This window comes from Streptomyces sp. NPDC091376 (assembly GCF_044757085.1).
Lineage (GTDB): Bacteria > Actinomycetota > Actinomycetes > Streptomycetales > Streptomycetaceae > Streptomyces > Streptomyces pratisoli.
In genome coordinates, this window is sequence record NZ_JBIVUF010000010.1 from 76,289 (window position 1) to 96,472 (window position 20,184).

The window sequence follows — 20,184 nt, forward strand, 5'->3', positions numbered from 1 at the left end:
GGCCGACTCCGACAGTCCCTGCGAATGACCACGTGCCCGGGCCTACGATCGAACCCATGATTCGCGCAGTGGTTTTCGACGTCGGTGAGTGCCTGGTGGACGAGACCCGGGAGTACGGCACCTGGGCAGACTGGCTCAACGTCCCGAGGCACACATTTGCCTCGATGTTCGGTGCCGTTATCGCCCAGGGACGCGATTACCGCGAGACCTTTCAGGAGTTCCAGCCCGGGTTCGACCTCTACGAGCAGCGCGAAGCCCGCGCCGCCGCGGGCAAGCCCGAGTGGTTCGGCGAAGACGACCTCTACCCCGACGTCCGCCCCGCCCTCGCCGCGCTCCGCGAGGCCGGCCTGTGGCTGGGCATCGCCGGAAACCAGACCGTTCGCGCCGGCGGCATCCTGCGCGAGCTGTTCACCAAGGACGTCGACCTCATCGGCACCTCGGACGACTGGGGCGCCAGCAAGCCCGACCCCGAGTTCTTCGTCCGCGTCGCCGAGGTCGTCCCTTTCACGAACGACGAGATCCTCTACGTCGGCGACCGGATCGACAACGACATCCGCCCCGCCATCGCGGCCGGCATGCCCACCGCGCTGGTCCGCCGCGGGCCGTGGGCGACGATCCAGTGGAACACCGAGGATGCGAAGAGGCTGCCGACCATGAGGGTCGACAACCTCTTGGAGCTCCCGGAGCAGATCGCCAAGTTCAACCAGTCAGCGCGCTGACCGTTGTACCCCATCCGTACAACTGCTCGTCCAGTTCGCGGACGCAGCTCTCGTTCTGCCACGGGGCGAGAGCTCGCCGCACCTCCCGTACCCGATCCATGCCGGTCGCGTACCAGGTGACGCCCAGCTGCTCCAGCGCGCGCACCGCGTAGCCGCACGCCTCCTCCGGTTGCCCGGCTGCGGCCTCGACCGCCGCCAGATCCCCGAGGACCACGGTGCGCTGCTTCTCCTCGTCCGGCCGCAACTGGTCCAGCACGCCGAGCAGGGTCTCGCGCGCCTGCGGCAGATGCTTGGCCTTCAGCTGGGTGTTGCCCTTGAACGCCGCCAGCCGCACCGGGCTGAACCAGTCCATCCAGTCAGGGCTCTGGTTGTCGCTCCCGACAGCCAGGACATCCTCGGCGTGGCCGATCAGGTGCAGTGCCGTGCGGGGGTTGCCGCACCGCGTCTCGCACTCGGCCTCGACCGCATCCAGCCAAGCCAGGAACTCCGCCGATGCCGCGCCGCGGCGGGCGTACGTGCGCGCAGCCACCATCCGTTCGACCGCCTCCTCGCGGCGGCCGGCCCACCCGGGGATGAACGCGGTGTGCGCGAGGATCGCGCTGCCGAGGAGCGGATCGTCTGCCTCGCCCGCAGCCTGGAGCGCGCGGAGCAGGGTCTCGCCCGCACCGTCCGGCTGCCGCAGGTCGAAGAACTCGATGCGCCCGCACAGGAGATAGGTCTCGGCGAGCGCGGCGGACACGGTCTGCCGGGTGGCTCCGGCGGTCTCGGTGAGCAGGGCGATACCGAGGGAGGCGTGGGCGCTGGCGGCCGGGTGCAACGTCGCGGGGGCGACGCTCCAGTACAGGCGCCGGTGCGCGCGGGTGACGGCGTCGAAGTCGGTGCCGACGCTAGCCGGTTGCAGGGCCTTCGCCGTCTGGGCGGGGACCGAGGCCAGCCCGACGGCCGCAACGACGGCGCCAACGGGGGTGCGGCGCACGGGTCCTGCGTCCCGTCCGCTCGGTGGAGTGAACCCCAGGGCTTCGACGTCCTGGCCGAGGAGTCGGGTGAGAACCTGCTGGCAATCCGGGTGCGGCCACGGAGGATCAGCGGACTCCCACCGTCGGACCTGGCGTACGCCAACGGAGAGGCCCTGGGCGCTCATCGCACTCGCGAGGGCCTGCTGAGAGTGGTAACCGGCCGCGAGGCGAGCGGCCTTGAGGCGGGTGTTTCCTGAGGGTCGGGGCACGCTCAACCTCCGTGGCTCATGGGTGGTGCAGCGCCAGTGTCACAGCGAGTCCGCTCTACGGCCAGTATTCACCCTCACAGCCTGAAGAAAGTCCTCTTTCACGCGATCAAAAGCCCTCCCTAAGTCCTCGCTCTGCCGTGTGGTTGGCGCCACTCTGGACGCCCAGCCCACTTCACGACGAACGAGGAGCTCACGGTGCCCACCCCCTTAGCGCGGCCCCAGACGGGCTCTGTGCCCATGGCCGCCGGCCTGACCTGGGACGCCGTCCGCGTCCCGAGAAACGTAGGCCTCACCGCCCTCAGCATCCTCGGCTCCGGCTCCGGCGCAGTCCTCGAAGACCCGAGCGCACTCGCCCTGTACTGGTTCATCCCCGCGGGCGCGGGCGCCGACTGGGCTATCACCAACACCCGCGCTCTCGGCGCAGGCTCCTTCGTCGTCATCCCGCCGCGGCGCCGTACCCAGGGCCCCGGTCCGCACTGGCGCATCTGCCCCGGCGAGGGCGCATGGAAGACGGACCCCAACGCGCTCAAGGCCGCCATCGAGGACGCCCTCGACTCGGCGCGGGGCAGGGCGCGCGCCGTATGAGCAGCGAACCGAACTGCCTCCCCGCAGAGTCGAACTGCACCTTCTGCCCGGAGCCGAACACCACGCGGATGGCCTGCGTGTCCGCGTACGAGTCCAGCAGCGGTCCCGGCTGGGCGGCGTACGCCCACCCGGAGTGCGCGGCGGTGAACAGCGCGCCGGTCCTCTACACCGTCGACACCAACAAGACCGACCGGCAGTCCGCGTGAGCGCCCCGAAGGTGCCGTTCACGACGGACGACCGCGTGGTGATCCCCCACCACTGCTGGGTCCGTAAGCCGGGCACCGAGACCCGCTCCACCGAGGACCCGGGCCACCGGGACGACCACTACGACTGGGCGACCAACCAGAGCTGGCCCAACCGCGGCCCGGAACCCCAATGAGCGCCCGCCCGCTGCCGCCGACGGCGGAATGGCAGCGGGCGGGCCACAAGCTCACGCCTCGACCGTGGTCCTGCCAGGGAACGGCCGAGGTGGAGCGGGCCCCAAGGGCCCGGCAGGTGCACGACGGCACGGGGGCAGGCCCCGCGCCGAGCACACACCCAAGGAGCATCGCATGACCGCAGTAGCTGTGGAACTGCGCCGAGGCCGCGACCTCGTCGAGCCCAGGCTGTTCGACCGACTCGTCGCGTTCTGCGCCGACGAGTACGGCCTGGAGCGCGTCGTCGCCGAACGCGTGCAGGACCAGGCCATCGCACTGCTGTACGTGATGGGCACCACCAGGTCCGGCGACACCATGGCCCCGTCCGCGGCCGTGGACCCGGGCTGGCACACCTTCATGCTCCACAGCCCCGAGTACACCGAGTGGTGCCACAAGCACTTCGGCTACTACCTCCACCACGTGCCGAACTCCAAGACGCGGACCCGCGGCCTGATGGTCGACGTCGTCGGCAGGGTCCGCGAGGCCGGTTTCGTGATCGACGAAGCCCTGTGGGGAACCGCCGCCAGCTGCAACCCGCCGACGTGCTGCGGCGACGGCCCCTGCTGCTGACCGGCCCTCAGGGGCGGGCCGCGGCAGCACCTGCGGCCCGCCCGCTCCCCCACTCGCAGAACGGAAGCAGCGGTGCCGACGACAACCGAGATCAGAGGCTGCGGCCGCGTCACCATCTTCCCTCTGGAGGGGCTGACGGTGGCGTACACCACCCAGTCCAGCGACGAGCGCGGGCTCGGTGACATCGGCATCGTCGCCGTGACGGAACCGCACACGGACGGCGTGGCCGCAGGGACGGCCCTTTGGGTCCTTGCACGGAGCATGTGGGCGAGGAGGACCAACAGCCAAGAGGAGGCGCGATGGATCCTCACCCAGGCGTCCCGGGCCCGCGTGGTCAAGGCTCCCTCCTACGACGACCTTCGCCAGGTGGAGTGGACCGCAGAGGTGACCCGCCGCTTCCGGCTCGATGAGCTGTTCGCCAATCACGACGTCCTCTGCACCGGACACCTCACGCTGCGACGTCCCGCATGACCGCACCACCGTGCGATCCCTCATGGTCAGTACGGCTTTCGTCGTGACACCGGTGCCGTACGGGCTGCACAGCGGAACGGCCCGGCCGGAAAAACTCGCGCGACCGCGGATGACCTTCGTGGCTACAGTTGCGCTCAGCCCAGGTGCGAAGGAGCGGGTTACTTCCACTGTTAATGGGGTGGTTGTGGGTTCGAGTCCCACCGACGGCCGGAAGGCCGCCGTAGCTCAATCGGCAGAGCACCTTGTCACCTGCACCGAACTTGACCTCTGGGCGCACAACTTCACGCACCTCCCGGTGCGCAGGCACGCGGCTACTTCTTTGGGTGAACCACGCCGCGCGGCCGTTCTGGATCTCGGGAGGCACACAGCATCGGGGCGCCCGGTGCGCAGGCAACGGGTACTTCTCCTGTCAAGAGCGAGACGCAGGTTCGAATCCTGCCGCCGGCTTCGTGCCGGTGTCGTCCAGCGGCCCAGGACACGTACGTCCCCGTCGCCGACCCTGATCTCGGGCGCCCCCTTGCTGAGCCTCCCCTCCACAGTGAGGGGGACTTCTTCATGGCACGCTTCAACACCCGTACCGCCCGGCCCGTGGGCAGCTCGCCCGTGACCACCACCGGGCGGACGACCACGACGTACGAGGGCGCGACCGGGCACCTCCGGGACGCAAAGAGCGAACTCTTCCTCCTCTCGATCAGCAACCTCGTCGGCGTCGACACCTTCTACGAGGCGGGTGCCGAGCGCGACGACCGCTTCGAGCGGCTGGTCCGCCGGCTCGCGGTCGAGGACCCCGAGTGGACCGCCGGCCTGCTCGGGTGGCTGCGTACCGAGGGCAACATGCGTACCGCCGCGCTGGTCGGCGCGGCCGAGTTCACCGCCGAGCGCCTCCGGCGCCGGGCCCCGGGGCACTCGCGGCAGGTCATCGCCTCCGTCCTGCGGCGCGCGGACGAGCCGGGTGAGCTGCTCGGCTACTGGACCTCGCGCTACGGCCGGGCCATCCCCAAGCCCATGAAGCGCGGGATCGAAGACGCTCTCGGGCGCCTCTACACCGAGCGCGCTCTGCTCAAGTACGACACCGACTCGAAGGGCTACCGCTTCGGCGACGTCGTCGAGCTGGTCCATCCGAAGCCGGCGGCCGCCTGGCAGGGCGACCTGTTCAAGCACGCCATCGACCGGCGGCACGGCCGGGGCGAGGACATACCCGAGAGCCTGCGGGTGCTGCGCGCTCGCGCGCACCTGATGAGCCGGTCCGCCGAGGAGCGGCGCGCGCTCGTCGAGGAGCCGACGGCGCGAGAGTCGCTCAAGGACGCGGGCATGACGTGGGAGTCGCTGGCGGGCTGGCTCCAGGGGCCGATGGACGCCGCGGCCTGGGGAGCCGTGATCCCGTCCATGGGGCTGATGGCGCTCGTACGGAACCTGCGGAACATGGACCAGGCCGGGGTGTCCGACGAGATCGCCGCCCAGGTCGCGGCGAGGATCGCGGACCCGGAGCAGGTGCGCGCCTCGCGCATGTTCCCGTTCCGGTTCTGGGCGGCGTACAAGCACGCGCCCTCGCTTCGGTGGGCGCACGCCCTGGAGACGGCACTGCGGCACTCGCTGTCCAACGTGCCCGCGCTGCCGGGACGGACGCTGATCCTGGTCGACCGCTCGCCGTCCATGTTCCCGGGCTACGGCTACTCGACGCCGAACCGGTCGGACATCCCGCTCGCCGAGCAGGCCGCGGTCTTCGGCGCGGCCCTGGCGGTGCGCGCGGCCGCGCCGACGCTGGTGGAGTTCGGCATGACCAGCTCCGTGGTGGACGTACCCAAGGGCGGCAGCGTGCTCAGGCTGATAGAGCGCTTCGGCCAGATCCAGGGCACGGACATCCCGTCGGCGGTCAAGCGGCACTTCGCCGGGCACGACCGGGTCGTCATCGTCACCGACGAGCAGACCCGTGCGGGCTGGCTGCCGTCGAACTGCCACGGCCACTGGGGCGGCATGCCCGAGACGCGGATCGACGACCTGATCCCGAAGAGCGTGCCCGTCTACATGTGGAACATGGCGGGCTACAAGGCCGGGGCCATGCCGTCGGGTTCGGGGAACCGGCACACGCTGGGCGGGCTGACGGACTCGGCGTTCGGGCTGATTCCGCTGCTGGACGCGGGGCGGGACGCGCAGTGGCCGTGGGAGTAGCGGGCGGTCCGGCCGGGGGCCGCACGAGGGCTTGACGCCGGCCGACGGCGGTGCCCGGCGCGGGACGGCAGGCCACGCCGTACTTGCGGAGGTCGGCCTTCGGGTCGATGTCGCCGAACGCCCGTTCCGAAGTCCCCAGGCGGGGAAAGTGGTCGGGCCGGTCAGGACGAGTGGCGGACCACCAGCTCCGTCGGCAGCACGATCCTCGGGCGCTGCGGTCCGCTGCGGTCCGCGATCTCCTGAAGGAGGAGTCCGGCCATGGTGCGGCCCATGTCCTCGATCGGCTGGCGGACGCTGGTGAGCGCCGGGTCCATGTGGCGGGCCACGGCGGAGTCGTCGAAGCCGACCAGCGCGACGTCGTCGGGGATGCGGCGTCCCGACTCGCGCAGGACCTGGCGGGCGCCGGCCGCCATGACGTCGGAGGCGGCGAAGACCGCGTCGAGGGCGGGGCGGCGGTCCAGCAGGGCGCGCATGGCGCGGCGGCCGCCTTCCTCGGTGAAGTCGGCGGGGGCGACCAGTTGTTCGTCGGTGGCGACGCCTGCCGTGGCGAGGGCGTCCCGGTATCCGTCGAGGCGGCACTGGGCGCCGTAGACGTCGAGCCGGCCGGTGATCGTGGCGATGGTGCGGCGGCCGCGGGACAGGAGGTGGGTGACGGCCGCGCGGGCGCCCTCGGTGTTGTCGGAGTCGACGGCGGCGAGGGGTTCGTCGGCCGAGCGGCGGCCGCTGATGACGGCCGGGATCGCGAGCTGTTCCAGCAGGTCGGGCAGCGGGTCGTCGGCATGCACGGACACCAGCAGGACGCCGTCCACGCGTCCCGCGGCAAGGTACTCGGCGAGCCTGCGGCGTTTGCGGTCGGAGCCGGCGAAGGTCAGCAGCAGTTGCATGTCTGTGTCGGCCAGGACCGCACCGACACCGCGCACGATGTCGGAGAAGTACGGTTCCGCGAAGAAGCGCGCCTCGGGTTCGGGAACGACGAGGGCGATGGCGTCGGTGCGGTTGGCGGCGAGCGCGCGGGCCGCGCGGTTGGGTACGTAGCCGAGTTCGGCGACGGCCGCCTCGACGGCGGCCCGGGTCTCGTCGCTGACCCGTGGCGAGCCGTTGATCACCCGGGAGACCGTGCCGCGGCCGACTCCGGCCCGCGCGGCGACCTCTTCGAGGGTCGGCCGGCCGCCGCTTCTGCCTCCGGTACGGGCGCGCACAGCGCCGGCCCGGACACCGGCATTCCGGCGATCCACCATGATCCGCCTCCCGTGCTCCCCTGGCCGAGAACATTACGCGTCGGGTGGGTTGACACCCCTCCGGGGAGCCGCGACCCTTCAACACATCACTCATGGGAGCGCTCCCACCGTACCTGACTCATACAGAACCCGCACGTTCCCCGCCCGAGCCGCAGCTTCAACCAACGGGCGCACCGTGACAGTTGGCCGGGGGGTCGGCACGTCAGGGCACTAGGAGGACGCAATGCGCAGGACCGTAATCCTGGCGGTCGTCGCGGCGCTCGGCGCCGGACTGCTGGCCGGCTGTGCCGAGGACAGCGAGGAGCCCGGCGCAGGCTCCGCCGGCGGGGCCGGCGGCGGCAAGGGCAGAACCACGATCACGGTGGGGGTCTTCGGGGCCTTCGGTCTCAAGGAGGCCGGGCTCTACGACGAATACATGAAGCTCCACAAGAACATCGAGATCAAGCAGACCTCGATCGAGCGCAACGAGAACTACTACCCGCAGCTGCTCACCCACCTGGGCAGCGGCAGCGGCCTCGCCGACATCCAGGCCGTTGAGGTCAACAACATCGCCGAGATCACCACCACCCAGGCGGACAAGCTCGTCGACCTGGGCAGGACCGAGGGCGTCAGCAAGGACAGCTTCCTGCCGTGGAAGTGGGCCCAGGCCACGAACAAGGACGGGAAGACGATCGGCCTCGGCACCGACATCGGCCCGCAGGGCATCTGCTACCGCAAGGACCTCTTCGCCAAGGCGGGGCTGCCCACCGATCGTGAGGCCGTCGGCAAGCTCTGGGCCGGCGACTGGAACAAGTACCTCGCGGCGGGCAAGCAGTACAAGGCGAAAGCGCCCAAGGGCACCACCTTCGTGGACTCCGCGTCCGGGGTGATGGCGGCGATCACCGGCAGCAGCGCCAAGCGGTTCTACGACGAGAGCGGCGAGGTCGTCTACAAGACGAACCCGGCCGTGAAGGACGCCTTCGACACCGCCGCGGCCTTCGCGACCGAGGGCCTGAGCGGCAAGCTCCAGCAGTTCACGCCCGCCTGGGACCAGGGGTACGCCAACGGCACCTTCGCCACGGTCTCCTGCCCTGCCTGGATGCTCGGCTACATCCAGGACAAGGCGGGTCCGGCGGGCAAGGACAAGTGGGACGTCGCCCCGGCGCCGAAGCCCAGCAACTGGGGCGGCTCGTTCCTGATCGTCCCCGAGGCGGGCAAGAACAAGACCGAGGCGGCGAAGCTCGCGGCCTGGCTGACGGCGCCCGAGCAGCAGGCGAAGCTCTTCGAGAAGCGCGGCAGCTTCCCGAGCGCCCAGGCCGCCTATTCCCTGCCCGCGGTGTCCGGCGCCAAGCACGAGTACTTCGGCAACGCCCCGATCGGCCAGATCTTCTCCCAGGCCGCCGAGGGCATCCCGGTGACGATCGTCGGTCCGAAGGACCTGGTCATCGCCCAGAACCTGGCCGATGTCGGCATGCTCCAGGTCGACCAGAAGGGCAAGTCCCCCGAGGAAGGCTGGAACGCCGCCGTGAAGGCCATCGACAACGCGCTGGACCAGTGACGGGGCCGGTGACCCGTCAGGTGACCGGCATGGCGAGTGACATCCCTGCCGCCGCGCCCTCCCAGGGGGAGGAGGGCGCGGCCCCGGCGCGGCCGTCCCCGACGGGCGACGCCGCCGCGGCCGAACGGCGCCGGGCGCGCCGCAGCCGCTGGTACCGGCGGGACGTGCGGTGGAGCCCGTACGCCTTCGTCGCGCCGTTCTTCGTGTTCTTCGCGGCCTTCGGGCTCTTCCCGCTCCTCTACACCGGCTGGGCCTCGCTGCACCGGGTGGAACTGACCGCGCCGACCGACATGGAGTGGGTGGGGCTGCGCAACTTCTCCCGGCTGCTGGAGGACGAGTTCTTCTGGAACGCGCTGAAGAACACGTTCACCATCGGTGTCATATCGACGGTGCCCCAGCTGCTGATCGCCCTGGGCATCGCCCATCTGCTCAACTACCGGCTGCGCGCCTCGATGTTCTTCCGGGTCGCGGCGCTCACTCCGTACGCCACGTCCGTGGCCGCGGCGACGCTTGTCTTCGTGCTGCTCTTCGGGCGCGACTACGGAATGATCAACTGGGCGCTGGGGCTGGCCGGGATCAACCCCGTCGACTGGCAGAACGGCGAGTGGACCTCCCAGATCGCGGTCTCGACGATCGTCATCTGGCGCTGGACCGGCTACAACGCGCTGATCTATCTGGCGGCGATGCAGGCCATCCCGAACGATCTGTACGAGTCGGCGGCGCTCGACGGGGCCTCCCGGTGGCAGCAGTTCGTGCATGTGACCGTTCCGTCGCTGCGGCCGACGATCCTCTTCACCTGTGTGGTGTCGACGATCGGCGCGACGCAGCTGTTCGGCGAGCCGCTGCTGTTCAACGGCAGCGCGGGGGCGACGGGCGGCGCCGACCACCAGTTCCAGACGCTCGGGCTCTATCTGTACGAGCAGGGCTGGGTGAACCTCCATCTCGGCCGGGCCTCGGCGATCGCCTGGACCATGTTCCTGATCCTGCTGGTGATCGGCGCCGTGAACTGGCTGCTCGTCCGCCGGCTCCGCAAGAGCGCGTAGGGGGCTGAAGTGCTGACGACGACCACCACCGATCCGACGGCCGCCGCCAGGCCGACGACGAACGCCAAACCGGCGCGGGTCCGGGCCGGAAGGCAGTTGCACGGCGGGCGGATCGCCCATGCCGTGCTGATCGTGTTCACCGTGGGCTCGCTCTTCCCGTTGGTGTGGACGGCGATCGCGGCGTCCCGCAACAACACCCGGCTCGCACAGACTCCCCCGCCGTTCTGGTTCGGCGGCAATCTCTTCAAGAACCTCGAGATCGCCTGGACCGACGCCAACATGGGGACGGCGCTGCTCAACACGACCGTCGTGGCGGGCTCGGTAGCGGCGGGCACGGTCGTCTTCTCGACGCTCGCAGGATTCGCCTTCGCCAAACTCCGCTTCCGGTTCAAGAACCTCCTCATGGTGCTCGTGATCGGCACGATGATGGTGCCGCCGCAGCTCAGCGTCGTGCCGCTGTACATGCTCATCGCCGAACTGTCGTGGACCGACCAGCTGCAGTCCGTCATCCTTCCGATGCTCGTCAGCGCCTTCGGCGTGTTCTTCATGCGGCAGTACCTCAGCGAGGCTCTGCCGACGGAGCTGATCGAGGCGGCCCGGGTGGACGGGGCGAGCAGCTGGCGCGTGGTGTGGCATGTCGTCTTCCCGGCCGCGCGGCCGGCGATGGCGGTCCTCGGCATGCTGACGTTCGTGATGGCCTGGAACGACTTCTTCTGGCCGATCATCGCGCTCACGCAGAACGGCAGCCCGACCGTGCAGGTGGCTCTGACCGGACTCGGCCGCGGTTTCATCCCCGACCAGTCGGTGATCATGGCCGGTGCGCTGCTGGGCACGCTACCGCTGCTGCTCGCCTTCGTGATCTTCGGCAAACAGATCGTGGGCGGCATCATGCAGGGCGCCGTCAAGGGCTGACCTCACTGCCGGCCTCGATGCCCGGCCTCACCGCCGGCCTCGCTGCCGACGTCACGGCCGGCATCGCCTCGTCCTCCCTCGTCCTCCCCTTCCTTCCGTACACGTTGGGAGCTCCTCATGTCTGTCAGCTTTCCGCCCGGATTCCTGTGGGGCACCGCCACCGCCGCGTACCAGATCGAGGGCGCCGTACGAGAGGACGGCCGTACGCCGTCGATCTGGGACACCTTCAGCCACACCCCGGGCAAGGTGGAGAACGGGGACACCGGTGACATCGCCGTCGACCACTTCCACCGCCGCACGCAGGACGTGCGGCTCATGGCGCAGCTGGGCGTCAACGCGTACCGCTTCTCGGTCTCCTGGCCGCGGGTCCAGCCCACCGGCCGGGGCCCGGCCGTCCAGCGCGGCCTCGACTTCTACCGTGGACTCGTCGACGACCTGCTGGAACACGGCATCACGCCCCTGCTCACGCTCTACCACTGGGATCTGCCGCAGGAGCTGGAGACCGCGGGCGGCTGGCCGGAGCGGGACACGGCGCACCGCTTCGCCGACTACGCCCGTATCGTCGCCGAGGCGCTGGGCGACCGGGTGGTGCGGTGGACCACCCTCAACGAGCCCTGGTGCAGCGCCTTTCTCGGATACGGGTCGGGCGTGCACGCGCCGGGTCGCACCGACCCGGTCGCCGCGCTGCGCGCCGCCCACCATCTCAATCTGGGCCACGGCCTGGCCGCACAGGCGCTGCGCACCCAGCTGCCGGCCCGCGCCCAGGTGTCGGTGAGCATCAATCCCAGTGCCGTCAGGGCCCGGACGCAGTCACCGGCCGATCTGGACGCCCGGCGCAGGATCGACGCGCTGGCCAATCGCGTCTTCACCGACCCGATGCTCCACGGCTCGTACCCCGCGGATCTCCTCGCCGACACGGAACGCCTCACGGACTGGTCCTTCGTCCACGGCGACGACCTGGCCGTCATCCGGCACCCCCTCGACTCGCTCGGCATCAACTACTACTCACCGTCAGTTGTATCGTCCACCACTGACAGTGACGGTCCGGCGCTCGAGCGGAACGACGGTCACGGCGCGAGCGAGCACTCGCCGTGGCCGGGCGCCGACTCCGTCGCCTTCCACCAGCCGCCCGGCGACGTCACGGAGATGGGCTGGACGATCGACCCGACCGGGCTGTACGACCTGCTGATGCGCTACAGCCGCGAGGCCCCGCGCCTGCCGCTCGTGATCACCGAGAACGGCGCCGCGTATCCCGACAAGCCGGCCGCGGACGGCAGCGTCCACGACCCCGAGCGGATCCGCTATCTGCACGGCCATCTGTCCGCGGTGTACCGCGCGATGGCCGACGGGGCGGACGTCCGGGGCTACTTCCTGTGGTCCCTGATGGACAACTTCGAGTGGGCCTACGGCTACGGCAAGCGCTTCGGCGCGGTGTACGTCGACTACGACACGCAGGCCCGCACCCCGAAGTCCAGCGCGCGCTGGTACGGCGAGCTGGCGAGGACAGGGGTGCTGCCCGACTGCTGACGACCGACGACGGGTCCGGCTGTGGTCCGAGCACACCAGGCGGGCGAGGCCGTCGTCGGCAGACGCACGCCCCGGCCGGATGGAGGGAGCCGGCCGGGGCGCGCTGTGGGGGGATGGAGGGGGGCTCTGTGCGGGGGCGCGGCTACTTGTAGGCCGCGAACGCCTTCGTGAAGGCCAGCGGTTCCTGGAGGATCGAGCTGCAGGTCGCGTCGGCGGAGTTCTGCGCGCCGCCCGGGCACTGCTTGTCGCGGGTCGAGGACCACATCGCCAGCCAGCCGATGCCCTTCGACCTGGCGAAGTCGACCAGTTGGGTCGCGTCGTCGACCTTGAAGATCTCCGTCGTGACGTCGTTGACGCCGATCATCGGGGTGACGGCGACGGTCTGCCATGCGGCGGCGTCCGAGAGCCCGAGCACGCCCTTGATCTGCGCCTGGGTCGCGGTGGCCGCCTGGACCGCGTATGTGCCCATGTCTGCGCTGTAGGCCGGTCCGTAGTCCATGGCCATGATGTTGACGGCGCCGATCGTGACGCCGTTCTTCTTCGCGTCGGCGAGCAGGTCGACGCCGGGCTGGGTCAGGCCCTCCGGCATGACGGGCAGCGTGAACGCGACGTCCAGGCCGGGGTGTTCCTTCTGGAGCCGGGCGATCGCCTGCGCGCGGCGGGTGTTGGCCGCGGTGTCCGGCAGCGCCGCGCCTTCGATGTCGAAGTCGACCTTGGTGAGCTTGTACTGGTCGATGACCTTGCCGTACGCCGCGGCGAGTTCGCCGGACGAGGAGCAGTTGAGGGCCAGCTCATGGCCGGCCGCGCCACCGAACGAGACCCTGACGTCACCGCCCTTGGCGCGCAGCGCGGATATCTGGGCCGCGACCTTGTCGTCGGCGAGGCCCGTGACACCGCCCCACAGGGGTGCGCAGCCGCCGCCGGAGGTGATGAAGGCGAGCGTGAAGTCCTTCACGCCGGTCTTGGCGGCGGTGTCGAGCATGTCGTACGCCGGGTAGAGGGAGGTGTCGATGTACGGCGCGAACTTCCCGCCACCGGCGGCCGGGGGCGGGGCGGTCGCCGTGGCCGAAGGCGTCGCCGTGGCCGTGGCCGTCTGCGTCGGCGTTCCCGTGGGGCTCGGGGGGTTCGTCGGAGTGGTCGCCGTCGGTGTCGGGCTGGGCTGCTCGGTCGGCCGGCCGCTCGGCCGGGGCGTCGCGCCCGTGTCGACCGAGCAGGTGGCGTTGTTGATGAGGCAGCCGGACGGGTCACCCGCCGTGCCGCTCGCGGAGGTCACGAAGCCGACGGTGACGGAGGCGCCGGGTGCCAGCTCCTTGTTCCAGCTCGCGGGCTTGACGGTGATGTGCCGCCCGTCGGCGGTGTGGTCGCCGTTCCACAGGGAACCGATCCTCGTGCCCGCCGGCAGATCGAACTCGAGGGTCCAGCCCGACTGCGCCTTGCCGGTGTCGTTGGTGATGACGTACTGCCCGGTGTAGCCGCCGTCCCACGAACTGGTCCTGGTGTACGCGGCGCCGACGGCGGCCGCCTGCGCCGTCCCGGTGAAGACGAACGCCGCGCCGCCGATGACCGCGGCGGCCACGACCGCGCCGATCGTCTTCGTCCTGCCGCCCGCCCTGCGCCGGTGCGTGCTGGTGCCCATCGCGTGCCTGCCTCTGCGTTACGGAAGTGGGGTGCGGCAGCACGCTAGCGACACGAGAACGGACAAACGGCAGTTCACGGACGGCGGTCGATGTTCTTAGGGCGCGCTTAAGGGCGGCATCGGAGGCGGTTAATGGTTAAGCCCCCGGGGCCCCTGCGGCTGCCGGAACCGCTCTTGGCACGCCGCTTCATGCGGTGCCCGAGCTGTCCCTGCCGGCCGCGCGCACCGCCGAGGCCGATCCAGATCCGCACCTCCGTACCGCCGAGCACCGAGTGCCCGATGCGCACGTCGCCGCCGGTCGACTCGGCGACCCGGCGCACGATGTCCAGGCCGAGGCCCGTCGAGCCGTCCCTGTCGCCGCTGTTGCCGCGGATCAGCGCCGCCTCGGGGTCGGAGATCCCGGGGCCGGCGTCCGAGACGAGCACGATCACGGCGTCCTCGCCGTTGTGCACGTCCACCGAGAAGGCGGTGCCCTCCGGGGTGTGCCGGAAGACGTTGCCGAGCAGCGCGTCCAGGGCCGCGGCGAGTTCGGGCCTGGCCACCGGTATCGGCACGGGGCGCTCCACGCCCGCGAGCCGGACCTCGCGCCCCTCGTCCTCCGCGAGCGCCGACCAGAACTCCATGCGCTGCCGGACGACTTCCGACACGTCGCAGCCCGCGCCGGGAGCCGTCGCCTGGGTCTGGGGCTTCGCCTCGCGCGCCGTACGGATGATGGTGTCGACCTCGCGTTCCAGTTGCTCCACGGCGGACCTGGTCTGGTCGGCGGCCGGGCCCGTGCCCAGCGAGGCGGCGTTGAGCCTGAGCACCGTGAGGGGCGTACGCAGCCGGTGCGAGAGATCTGCGGCCAGCTCCCGTTCGTTGGCGAGCAGCTGGACCACCTGGTCTGCCATGGAGTTGAAGGCGACGGCGGCCGAGCGCAGCTCGGTCGGTCCCTCCTCCTTGACCCGCGCCCCGAGCTTGCCCTCGCCGAGGTCGTGCGCGGCGCCCGCGAGCCGCTGGGCGGGCCGCACCATCCGGACGCCGAGCCGGTCGGCGACCGCGATGGAGCCGAGGATCAGCGCCACGCCGACCCCCGCGAGCACCAGCCAGGCGGTGGTCACACCGTTGCTGACCTCGCCCTCGGGGACGAACACCTCGACGATCGCGATCTTTCCGGAGCTGAGCGCGGTGGGCTGGAGCAGCGCGGAGCCGTCGGTGACCTCGCTGATGGACGCGCGCCCCAGGCGCTGCGTGGTGACGAGGTCCTTCACGGCGGCCCGCCGGGTGCCGATCTCCAGATCCTGGCCGCCGGTCTCGTCGGACGCGGGGACGTGCACCGCCATCCGGCCCTCGGCACCGGCCTTGGTGGAGGCGACGGCGCGCTCCAGCTGACCGCGGTCGGTGGTGATGGAGAGCGTGGGGCCGATGGCGGCGGCCTGTCGCTCGGCGTTGGAGAACGCCCGGTCCCTGGCCATCTCCTGGATGACGATCCCGAGCGGGACGGCGAAGGCGACCACGACCATCGTCGTGACCGCCAGGCAGACTCTGACCAGCGCCCATCTCATCTCGGCGGCTCCAGCTTCACTCCGACACCCCGAAGGGTGTGCAGGTATCGGGGACGGGCGGCGGTCTCTCCCAGCTTCCTTCGCAGCCAGGACAGATGGACGTCGATGGTCTGGTCGTCGCCGTAGGACTGCTGCCACACCTCCGCGAGCAGTTCCTTGCGGGGTACGACGACGCCCGGCCGGCCGGCGAGGAAGGCGAGCAGGTCGAACTCGCGCCGGGTCAGATCGAGTCGGCTGCCGTCCAGTTCGGCCTGCCGGCGGAGCGGGTCGATCGAGAGCCCGCCCACCTGGATGACCCTGCTGGGCGGGGCCTCGCCCACGGCGGCCCGGGAGCGGCGCAGCACGGCCGACATCCGTGCCGAGAGGTGCTCGACGGAGAACGGCTTGATGAGGTAGTCGTCGGCGCCGTCGTTGAGGAGCCGGACGATTTCCGTCTCGTCGTCCCGTGCCGTCGCGATGATCACCGGTACGTCGGTGATGCCGCGCAGCATCTTCAGCGCCTCGGACCCGTCGAGATCCGGCAGCCCGAGGTCCAGAATGACCACGTCGAACCGGAAATGGGCCACCTCGCGCAGCGCCTCCAGGGCCGTCCCGACGCTCCGTACGGTGTGGGAGGCCTCGGTCAAGTGCCGGATGAGGGCGGAGCGCACGAACTGGTCGTCCTCGACCACGAGCACACTTGCCATGGGCGGCACCGTACGCCATGCGGTCGACCCCGGTCCCCCCTGGGACGGCGTCGGCACGCGTGGTGCAGTATGGCCCGGATGCAGAGAGGACTCGTACACGCTTTCGCGTGGTTGCTCGCCACGGGCGCGGCGGTCACGCTCTCGTGGTGGGGCGTACACACGGTGATGGCGGGCACGGCGTACGACCCGCCGCGCGCCCTGCCGATCACGACCGACGCCCGCAACACCCAGGGTTCCACGCCGCAGTCGTCCTCGACGCGGTTCCCCGGGAGCACGTCGGCGTCGTCGGCCTCGCCCGAGGACCCACCGGACAGCGGCAGCGACAAGTCGTCGGCCCCGCCTGCGTCCGAGCGGCCGAGCGGCGGCCCGAGCAAGAGCAAGCGCCCTTCGGCGCCGACAGCTTCGGGGACCGTGAAGAGCTACTCGGTCGAGGGCGGCCGGGTCGCCTACGACATCGGGCCCAGCTCGGCCGAGCTGGTCTCGGCGACTCCGGCCGGCGGCTGGACGATGCAGATCTGGAAGCAACCCACCTACATCCGGGTCACGTTCTCGCAGAACGACAGGGAGATCGACGTCTTCTGCACCTGGCACGACACGGCGCCGCGGGTCGAGATCGAGGAGCGGTGAGCACCGGCCGCGCGCGCTGACGCCCGGCGTCCGCCGCGGCGGACGCCGGGCGTCAGCGGAAGACCGACGGCGGCGGTACGGGAGAGGGTTTGGCGGCGGCGTCGGTCACGGCGGCGGCACCACCGGTGAAGTCGGCCAGGGCCTTGCCGTGTTCGACGCGTCCGGCGTGCGGGTCGCTCGCGACCCGGCGGGTCAGTTCGGCGACGGGCAGCGGCCGGTCGGAGGCGAGCAGGACGGCGTTGCCGAAGCGGCGGCCGCGCAGCACGGTCGGGTCGGCGGCGAGGGCGAGTTCGGGGAAGACGGTGGCCGCGGTGGCGATCTGGCCGCGCAGATGGGAGAGCGGCGGACCGTCCGCGAGATTGGCGGCGTAGTGCCCGCCGGGTTTCAGTACCCGGCGCACCTCCGCGAGGAACTCCGTACTGGTGAGGTGCGCGGGAGTGCGCGCCCCGCTGAAGACGTCCGCGATGACGAGATCCGCCCAGCCGTCCGGGACCTTGCCGAGCCCGGCACGGGCGTCGGTGGAACGGACCCGTATCCGGGCGCCCGGGTCGAGCGGGAGCCTGGCACGGACGAGCTCGACGAGCGGTCCGTCCACTTCGACGATCTGCTGGGTGGAACGCGGACGGGTCGCCGCGAGGTAACGCGCGAGGGTGAAAGCACCACCGCCGAGGTGGACGGCGTTCAGGGGCCGGCCGGCGGGAGCGGCGAGGTCGATGACATGGCCGAGGCGGCGCTGGTACTCGAAGGTGAGCAGGGCCGGGTCGTCGAGGTCCACATGGGACTGCGGTGCGCCGTCGATCAGCAGCGTCCAGCCACGCGGCCGGTCGCGATCGGGTATCAGCTCGGCGAGCCCGCCGTCCACGGCCTCGACGACCACCTCGGCCGCCGCCGACCGTCCACGCTGCTTGTTCCTCGCCACACGGCCATTATCCGGCGCCGGGCGACGGCGCGGTCACCGGGCGGTTCCGCACGCACCGGGCGGCGCCACAGGTACGGGGCCGGCCCGCGCACCCGGCGCTTCCGGGCCGCCGGACGCTGTCCCCCGACGCCGCCCCTGGACGCCGTCCGCGGCTCGACGCTGTCCGCGGAACGGCTCGACGCCGTCCGCGGCACGGCTAGATGCTGTCCGCGGCCTCGATCATGCGGGCCGCCTGGCCGAGCGCCTCGCGCAGGACGACCGGGTCGGTGACCGGGCCGGTGTCGCCGGGCGGCAGCAGCCAGCCCGAGCCGTTGACCGGAGGTTCCGCGGGACCTGCCGGGGTGCCCGGCTCGGCGGGGATGCGCAGTCCGCGGCCCGAGGTCTGCGTACACGCGCTGCCGGGCATGTCCCAGCCCGCCGCGGTGCCGGGCGGCACCAGGAAGCCGAGGGTGTCGCAGCTGCGGTCGTGGAGGACGGGACCCACGGCCGGGGCACAGCCGCGGCGCAGGATGTCCACCGCCTCCAGCCCCTGCCTGGTCGGCACGGTGACCAGGTCACACGGCTCCTCGGGGACCGTGCCGGCCGACCCCGGTGCCACGCTGTACTCCTCGGTGGGCAGGTGCTGAGCGCTCGTCCGCGAGCCGCTGCCTGTCTCCATGCCAGCCTCCAACAAGGGAACCCCTCCTCGCCGAGTAGGGACGGGTACTTCGTCCCCGCATGGTTCAACGCCCGTCGGCGTCAAGGGCTACGGCGGCACGCCGCCGCAAAGGGTGGCAGTTCATGGCAGATCGTGGGTGAGATATCCCGTTTGTAGCCAAACGCTGCGTACTCGAGCCGTCACAGCAGGTACGTTCTTGCCCCGCCGGAGCAAGGAATCTGGAACAAGGAATCTCGCGTCCGCAGGAAAGCTCGCGTCCGAAGGATCCGAAGGAAACCGAGAAGGCTCCGGCAGTACCACAGGAGAGGGCTCGGCCATGGCGTCGTCACGGGCAGTTCCCAACCTCATGTTCCGGCGGCTGCGCGGACAGCGGTCACCCGGTGAGTTCGCCGCGCTCGTCCGCCGTGCGGCACGGGAGATCGGCGAACAGGTCGCCTGCGACGCCCGCTACATCGGACGGGTGGAGGCGGGTGAGATCCGCTGCCCCAACTACGCCTACGAGCGCGTGTTCCTGCACATGTTCCCGGGTTTGGCCCTGGCGGATCTGGGGTTCTCGGCCCGGGAGACGGTACGCGGCCGTGCTTCCCGCGACCGAACACCACAGGCCTCCGATACGTACAACAGCAACAACGGCACCAACAGCACCTACAGCAACGAGGAGAGCGACGTGCTGCGTCGCGCGTTCATGACCAGCGGCACCGTCACCGTGGCGGCCGCATCCCTGGGCCTCGGCTCACTGCCCGGCACCGAGGCACTCCGTTCCGAGCTGCCCAGACAGCGGGTCGGCGCGTCCGAGGTCAGCGCCGTCGAGGAGGCGGTACGGCAGATCCGGCTGCTCGACGACCGGCACGGCGCGGACGGGCTCTACAAGCGGGCCGCCCAGCCGCTGCGCGCCGCGTACGCACTGCTCGACGCCGGTGCCACCACACGGAGTTCGACCGCCGGACGGCTCGCGACGGGCGCGGGTGAACTGGCCATCTCGGTCGGCTGGCTGGCCCATGACTCCGGCCGGCTGGACGACGCCCGCTCGCACTACGCGGAAGCGCTGGCGACGGCGCGGGTCGCCGCGGACCCGGCACTGGAGGCCCACGCCTTCTGCAACACGTCCTTCCTCGCCCGGGACGCCGGCCGGCACCGTGAGGCAGTACGCGCCGCGCAGGCGGGACAACGCGCGGCCGGACAGCTCGGCTCCGACCGGCTGCTGGCCCTGCTCACCCTCCGCGAGGCGGGCGGCTGGGCCGGGCTCGGCGACCGCGGCGGCTGCGAGCGGGCACTGTCCCGCGCCCACACGCTCTTCGGCCGCGGCCCCTCGGACAAGGACCCGGAGTGGATGTCCTTCTTCGGTGAGCCGGAGCTCCAGACCCTGGAGGCACAGTGCTGGTCGGCCCTCGGCGACTGGTCGCGGGCGGCACGCCACGCACATCGTGCGACGACCCTCCAGAACCCGCACTTCGCCCGCAACCTCGCCCTCTACCGAGCGCAACTGGCCTCGGACCTGGCCCGTGCCGGTGCGCCCGCCGAAGCCGCCGCGGTCGGTGAGCAGGTCCTCGACGTCCTGGACACCGACGTCCAGTCGTCCCGTATCCGTGTGATGCTCGCCGACACCGCGGCCGTGCTGAGGCCCCTGCGGCGGGCGGCGGGCGTGGCGCCCTTCCTGAACCGCTACGCGATGACGGCGGCCACCGCCGGAGCCTGAGGCACG

Annotated in this window: 20 protein-coding genes; 13 read left to right on the top strand and 7 right to left on the bottom strand. The window is 71.1% G+C overall.

Going from position 1 to position 20,184, the window contains the following annotated elements; all coding sequences use genetic code 11:
- Positions 1-56 precede the first annotated feature (56 nt).
- Positions 57-719, top strand: a complete 663-nt coding sequence (locus tag ACIQMR_RS22020; RefSeq protein ID WP_401389770.1) for an HAD family hydrolase — start codon at positions 57-59, stop codon at positions 717-719.
- On the opposite strand, the gene ACIQMR_RS22025 is transcribed toward ACIQMR_RS22020, so the two are convergent.
- On the bottom strand, positions 700-1,944 hold the full coding sequence (locus ACIQMR_RS22025; protein ID WP_401389773.1) for a transcriptional regulator: 1,245 nt from the start codon (positions 1,942-1,944) through the stop codon (positions 700-702). The two genes, ACIQMR_RS22020 and ACIQMR_RS22025, sit on opposite strands and share 20 nt — an antisense overlap.
- 195 nt (positions 1,945-2,139) lie before the next feature.
- Here ACIQMR_RS22025 and ACIQMR_RS22030 point away from each other — a divergent pair, with 195 nt between their 5' ends.
- From ACIQMR_RS22030 to ACIQMR_RS22055, 6 genes are all read left to right on the top strand, one after another.
- Entirely contained in the window at positions 2,140-2,529 is a 390-nt protein-coding gene (locus ACIQMR_RS22030) for a hypothetical protein (protein WP_401389775.1), read from the top strand.
- Positions 2,526-2,735, top strand: coding sequence for a hypothetical protein (locus ACIQMR_RS22035; RefSeq protein WP_401389778.1), 210 nt, complete (start codon positions 2,526-2,528; stop codon positions 2,733-2,735). Before ACIQMR_RS22030 ends, ACIQMR_RS22035 begins: the two co-directional genes overlap by 4 nt.
- Positions 2,732-2,908: a hypothetical protein gene (locus ACIQMR_RS22040; protein WP_401389781.1), complete on the top strand. Its 177-nt coding sequence runs from the start codon at positions 2,732-2,734 to the stop codon at positions 2,906-2,908. Before ACIQMR_RS22035 ends, ACIQMR_RS22040 begins: the two co-directional genes overlap by 4 nt.
- Positions 2,909-3,080: 172 nt before the next feature.
- The gene (locus tag ACIQMR_RS22045) at positions 3,081-3,515 is read left to right on the top strand and encodes a hypothetical protein (RefSeq protein WP_401389784.1); all 435 of its coding nucleotides are present in this window, start codon (positions 3,081-3,083) and stop codon (positions 3,513-3,515) included.
- 72 nt (positions 3,516-3,587) lie between these two features.
- The gene (locus tag ACIQMR_RS22050) at positions 3,588-3,986 is read left to right on the top strand and encodes a hypothetical protein (protein ID WP_401389787.1); all 399 of its coding nucleotides are present in this window, start codon (positions 3,588-3,590) and stop codon (positions 3,984-3,986) included.
- 555 nt (positions 3,987-4,541) lie between these two features.
- Positions 4,542-6,155 (top strand): TROVE domain-containing protein, encoded by a 1,614-nt coding sequence (locus ACIQMR_RS22055; protein WP_401389790.1) that lies wholly within the window; start codon positions 4,542-4,544, stop codon positions 6,153-6,155.
- Positions 6,156-6,316: 161 nt separating this feature from the next.
- Here the strand turns inward: ACIQMR_RS22055 and ACIQMR_RS22060 are convergent, their stop codons facing one another.
- On the bottom strand, positions 6,317-7,393 hold the full coding sequence (locus ACIQMR_RS22060) for a LacI family DNA-binding transcriptional regulator (protein WP_401389793.1): 1,077 nt from the start codon (positions 7,391-7,393) through the stop codon (positions 6,317-6,319).
- Between the two features lie 223 nt (positions 7,394-7,616).
- Between ACIQMR_RS22060 and ACIQMR_RS22065 the strand changes: the two genes are divergently transcribed.
- From ACIQMR_RS22065 to ACIQMR_RS22080, 4 genes are all read left to right on the top strand, one after another.
- A complete protein-coding gene (locus ACIQMR_RS22065; protein ID WP_401389796.1) occupies positions 7,617-8,930 on the top strand; it encodes an extracellular solute-binding protein in 1,314 nt (437 codons plus the stop codon).
- 29 nt (positions 8,931-8,959) lie between these two features.
- Positions 8,960-9,973 carry a carbohydrate ABC transporter permease gene (locus tag ACIQMR_RS22070; protein ID WP_401389799.1) on the top strand — a complete coding sequence of 338 codons (1,014 nt, stop codon included), beginning with the start codon at positions 8,960-8,962 and terminating at the stop codon, positions 9,971-9,973.
- 12 nt (positions 9,974-9,985) lie between these two features.
- Entirely contained in the window at positions 9,986-10,885 is a 900-nt protein-coding gene (locus ACIQMR_RS22075) for a carbohydrate ABC transporter permease (protein ID WP_401390302.1), read from the top strand.
- 117 nt (positions 10,886-11,002) lie between these two features.
- On the top strand, positions 11,003-12,412 hold the full coding sequence (locus tag ACIQMR_RS22080) for a GH1 family beta-glucosidase (protein ID WP_401389802.1): 1,410 nt from the start codon (positions 11,003-11,005) through the stop codon (positions 12,410-12,412).
- A 142-nt stretch (positions 12,413-12,554) separates the two neighbouring features.
- Here the strand turns inward: ACIQMR_RS22080 and ACIQMR_RS22085 are convergent, their stop codons facing one another.
- The 3 genes from ACIQMR_RS22085 to ACIQMR_RS22095 all read right to left on the bottom strand — a co-directional run bounded on the left by ACIQMR_RS22085 (position 12,555) and on the right by ACIQMR_RS22095 (position 16,278).
- Positions 12,555-14,048: a cellulose binding domain-containing protein gene (locus ACIQMR_RS22085; RefSeq protein ID WP_401389805.1), complete on the bottom strand. Its 1,494-nt coding sequence runs from the start codon at positions 14,046-14,048 to the stop codon at positions 12,555-12,557.
- 107 nt (positions 14,049-14,155) lie between these two features.
- Complete coding sequence (locus ACIQMR_RS22090) at positions 14,156-15,592, bottom strand: sensor histidine kinase (protein WP_401389808.1); 1,437 nt, start codon at positions 15,590-15,592, stop codon at positions 14,156-14,158.
- Positions 15,589-16,278: a response regulator transcription factor gene (locus tag ACIQMR_RS22095; protein ID WP_358669505.1), complete on the bottom strand. Its 690-nt coding sequence runs from the start codon at positions 16,276-16,278 to the stop codon at positions 15,589-15,591. The genes ACIQMR_RS22090 and ACIQMR_RS22095 overlap by 4 nt, the downstream gene beginning before the upstream one ends.
- 69 nt (positions 16,279-16,347) lie before the next feature.
- On the opposite strand from ACIQMR_RS22095, the gene ACIQMR_RS22100 reads away from it, so the two are divergent.
- Positions 16,348-16,905: a hypothetical protein gene (locus tag ACIQMR_RS22100; protein ID WP_401389811.1), complete on the top strand. Its 558-nt coding sequence runs from the start codon at positions 16,348-16,350 to the stop codon at positions 16,903-16,905.
- Positions 16,906-16,957: 52 nt separating this feature from the next.
- Here ACIQMR_RS22100 and ACIQMR_RS22105 read toward each other — a convergent pair whose 3' ends face one another.
- Together ACIQMR_RS22105 and ACIQMR_RS22110 are read right to left on the bottom strand one after the other, a co-directional pair.
- Positions 16,958-17,824 (bottom strand): spermidine synthase, encoded by an 867-nt coding sequence (locus ACIQMR_RS22105; protein WP_401389814.1) that lies wholly within the window; start codon positions 17,822-17,824, stop codon positions 16,958-16,960.
- A gap of 196 nt (positions 17,825-18,020) precedes the next feature.
- Positions 18,021-18,482 carry a hypothetical protein gene (locus ACIQMR_RS22110; protein ID WP_401389817.1) on the bottom strand — a complete coding sequence of 154 codons (462 nt, stop codon included), beginning with the start codon at positions 18,480-18,482 and terminating at the stop codon, positions 18,021-18,023.
- Between the two features lie 316 nt (positions 18,483-18,798).
- Here ACIQMR_RS22110 and ACIQMR_RS22115 point away from each other — a divergent pair, with 316 nt between their 5' ends.
- The gene (locus tag ACIQMR_RS22115; RefSeq protein ID WP_401389820.1) at positions 18,799-20,178 is read left to right on the top strand and encodes a tetratricopeptide repeat protein; all 1,380 of its coding nucleotides are present in this window, start codon (positions 18,799-18,801) and stop codon (positions 20,176-20,178) included.
- Positions 20,179-20,184 lie beyond the last annotated feature (6 nt).